Genomic DNA, 3,226 nt, shown 5'->3' with positions numbered 1-3,226 from the left:
GCGAGGACGGTACGTCCGCTGACATCGGCGACCGGCACCAGCACGAGCGGGTCGTCCGCATCGTCGACCGGTCGTGGCAGTGGCGCGCCGAGACCGAGCTGGCGCCCCACCTGCGTGTAGTAGCGCTCCACGAACCCGAACAGCAGGACCAGTGCAGGCAGGATCAGCAGGAGGACCCACGCGCCCTCGGTGAACTTGCTTGCCAGGAAGATGATCGCGGCGATCGCGGTGAGGGTGGCTCCGAACGCGTTCAGTGCTGCGCGGGAACGCCAGCCACGGTTCCTCGTGCGGAACCAGTAGCGGATCAGTCCGATCTGGCTGATCGTGAAGCCGACGAAGACCCCGATCGCGAACAGCGGCAGCAGCCGGTTCGTGTCCGCGTTCAGGATCACGAGGAGGACGGTCGCGAGTACCGCGAGCACGACGACGCCGACGCGGTAGACCGGTTTCTCTGTCCGGAGGGTGAAGAGGTGGGGGAGGCGGTGATCCTGGGCGAGCAGGTTCATCAGGACCGGCAGACCAGCGAAGCTCGTGTTCGCGGCGAAGAGCAGCACCACGGTGACGGCGAGGTTGGTGACGAAGAACGGCCACCCTGTCCCGAACGCGATCGCGGTGACCTGAGCCAGGATCGTGACACCGCCGCGCGGGACGAGGTGGTGCACGCTGATCGCCACGGCGAGCAGGACCAGGAGGACGCCGAGCAGGACACCGAGCGAGAGCTCCGTGCGCTTGGCCCGTCGGACGGCGGGTTCTCGGAAGGCCGGGACGCCGTTGGCGATCGCCTCGACGCCGGTGAGCGCTGAGCAGCCGGCCGCGAACGCCTTGAGCACCAGGACGTACCCGAGGGCCTCGGTGGGATCGATCGGGCCGAGGTCCTGCCCGATCAGCGCGCCGCCGGGATGCAGGATCGCGACCCCGGCTGCGGCGCCGACCGCGATGACGAACACCACCGTGGGAATCATCACCGTGATCGCCGACTCGACGACGCCGACGAGGTTGACGGCGGTCAGGACGAGCAGGCCGAGCAGCGCGATGGGCAGCAGGTGACCGTTCAGCGCCGGGAACACGGAGGCGAGACTGGCGGCTCCGGCTGCCAGGCTGACCGCGACGGTGAGGACGTAGTCGACGACGAGGCTTCCGGCGGCCAGCAGCGAGACGGGCCGGGAGAGGTCGGCTTTCGCGACCGCGTAGGCGCCGCCGCCGTCCGGGTGCACGGCGATGACCTGCCGGTACGAGAGCACCAGCACGAGCAGCAGCACCGCGATCGCGATCGTGATCGGCAGCGTCGCTGCGGTCGCGGCGGACCCGGCCGTGACCAGCACGAGCACGATCGCTTCCGGGCCGTAGGCCACGCTCGAGAGCGCATCGAGCGAAAGCGCGGCGAGACCGGTCACCGCGGTCAGCTTGTTGGCGTCGCCCTTCGGCTCACGATGGACGCGAACGCCCGGCGCAGTCGACATAGCGGTGATCCTGACACCCGCCCAGCGTGTCGCTTCGGCATCTAGACGCGATCCTTACGCCGAATACCGAGATACGTGGAGAGTGAGCAGGGGGTGACCGTTCTCAGTCGAAGTCTGACATAACGATCATTATCAGCCGTGCTCCAGACCCACCCCGAGCAAGCCGATAATGCACATTATGTCAGCTGTCGTGGTACTCCGCCGCGTCGTTCGTCGATGAGCGTTCGAAGGAGTCCGGCGCCTTGCCACTCCCCCGTTCAGGCAGGAACCAGCACGGCGTCGCTGCGCCGCGTCGCGAGTGACGCGTCGAGCGTGATGACCCGACCGTCGTGCGCAGCCGCCAGGCTCACCAGGTACGTGTCCGTGACCTGCCTGTGGCCGCGGACGTCGTGGAGGTCGACATCGGCGTAGGAGAGGTCGTCGGGCCACTGCCTGCAGGCCGGTCGATCGTGGACGTGGCGGAGGAGCTCCTGCGCGGTTGACGGGGGTTCGCCGATCCGCACGAGGAATCGGACCAGCGCTCCCTCGACCACCGGACTCAGCGCGAATTCCGGTCCGGAGGCGAACCACTTTCCGACGCGGTCGTGATGCTCGTGGTCCGCGACCGTGAGCGCGATCAGGACGTTCGCGTCGAGCAGGAAGACGGTCACTCGTCGTCGAGTGCGGCGGCGACGTCACCACTCGTGACGGCTCGCCCGATCGTGAGGACAGGAAGGCCGGTCAGCGGCTCACGCGACAGTCGAGTCGGCTCGCCGAGCTCAGCGAGCCCCCGTGTCGCCAACTCGGCCACGACCGCGGACAAGGATGACCCGCGCTCGGCGGCGAGCTCGCTCGCGCGCCGGTGGATGGCCGGCGGAAGATCGACGGTGGTACGCATGTCTGCATCATACATGATGCAGACGTGATGCAGACGTGATGCACGTCGAACTCCAGTCCTGCGAGCACGAGTCCGGCGCGCTTTGAGGGCCGATACCTCATCGGGTACCCGAACGCGGAGCGCCGCCCGCCGTCACCCGGAGGTGTGGAGCCCGCCGCTCGAGTGCAGCCGTTGTCCGGTGATCCAGCCTCCCGCGTCGGAGAGTAGGAAGCGCACGAGATCCGTGGTGTCCTGCGGGGCACCCAGCCGGCCGATCGGCGTCCGAGCGACGGCGGACGCGCGGATCCCGTCGTCCATCCATCCGGTGTCGATCGGTCCCGGATTGATCACGTTGGCGCGCAGTCCGCGATCGCCCAGCTCGATCGCTGCGGCGATCACCAACCGGTCGAGCGCGCCCTTGCTCGCGCCGTAGGGCAGGTTGTGCGCGGTGTGATCGCTTGTGAGCGCGATGACTCGCGCGATCGTCTCGGTCGTCGGCTCGGCGGGGAGTCGCTCCCCCAGGGCCCGGATCAGCAGCCACGCCGCACGCGCGTTGACGGCGAAATGGCGATCCCAGCTCTCGACCGTCGTGGTCAGGATCGAGCTGTCGACCGACTCGCTGTGCGCCAGGACGAGCGCCGCCGGCTGCCCCAGCGCATCCGCCGCGTCGAAGATCGCCGACGGTGCGTCCGGATCGGCCAGATCGGCCTCGAGGGTGACGACCTCCACCCCGCTCCCCCGGGCGGCATCCACCGCATCGATGATGTCCGCCGCTCCGCCGCCGATGCCGAGCCGCTCGTCGTACGACGGCAGGATCGGGAGCACGAGATTCCAGCCGTCACGGGCCAGCCCGACGGCGAGCGCCGCGGCGATCCCTCGGCGTCGGCCCAGGCCGGTGAGCACAGCGGTA

Annotated in this window: 4 protein-coding genes; all 4 read right to left on the bottom strand. The window is 69.0% G+C overall.

Going from position 1 to position 3,226, the window contains the following annotated elements:
• Positions 1-1,460 (bottom strand): APC family permease (locus tag ACFE67_RS05195; RefSeq protein WP_375405806.1); only part of this gene is annotated, 1,460 nt, incomplete at its 3' end.
• 257 nt (positions 1,461-1,717) lie between these two features.
• Positions 1,718-2,110 (bottom strand): PIN domain-containing protein, encoded by a 393-nt coding sequence (locus tag ACFE67_RS05190; RefSeq protein WP_375405805.1) that lies wholly within the window; start codon positions 2,108-2,110, stop codon positions 1,718-1,720.
• The gene (locus ACFE67_RS05185) at positions 2,107-2,337 is read right to left on the bottom strand and encodes a hypothetical protein (protein WP_375405804.1); all 231 of its coding nucleotides are present in this window, start codon (positions 2,335-2,337) and stop codon (positions 2,107-2,109) included. Before ACFE67_RS05185 ends, ACFE67_RS05190 begins: the two co-directional genes overlap by 4 nt.
• Positions 2,338-2,469: 132 nt before the next feature.
• A partial coding sequence (locus ACFE67_RS05180; protein ID WP_375405803.1) for an SDR family oxidoreductase occupies positions 2,470-3,226 on the bottom strand: 757 nt, incomplete at its 5' end.

It is taken from the genome of uncultured Amnibacterium sp. (assembly GCF_964244015.1).
Lineage (GTDB): Bacteria > Actinomycetota > Actinomycetes > Actinomycetales > Microbacteriaceae > Amnibacterium.
Note: the sequence above shows the minus strand (reverse complement) of the source record. Positions and strands in the feature narration are given on the sequence as shown.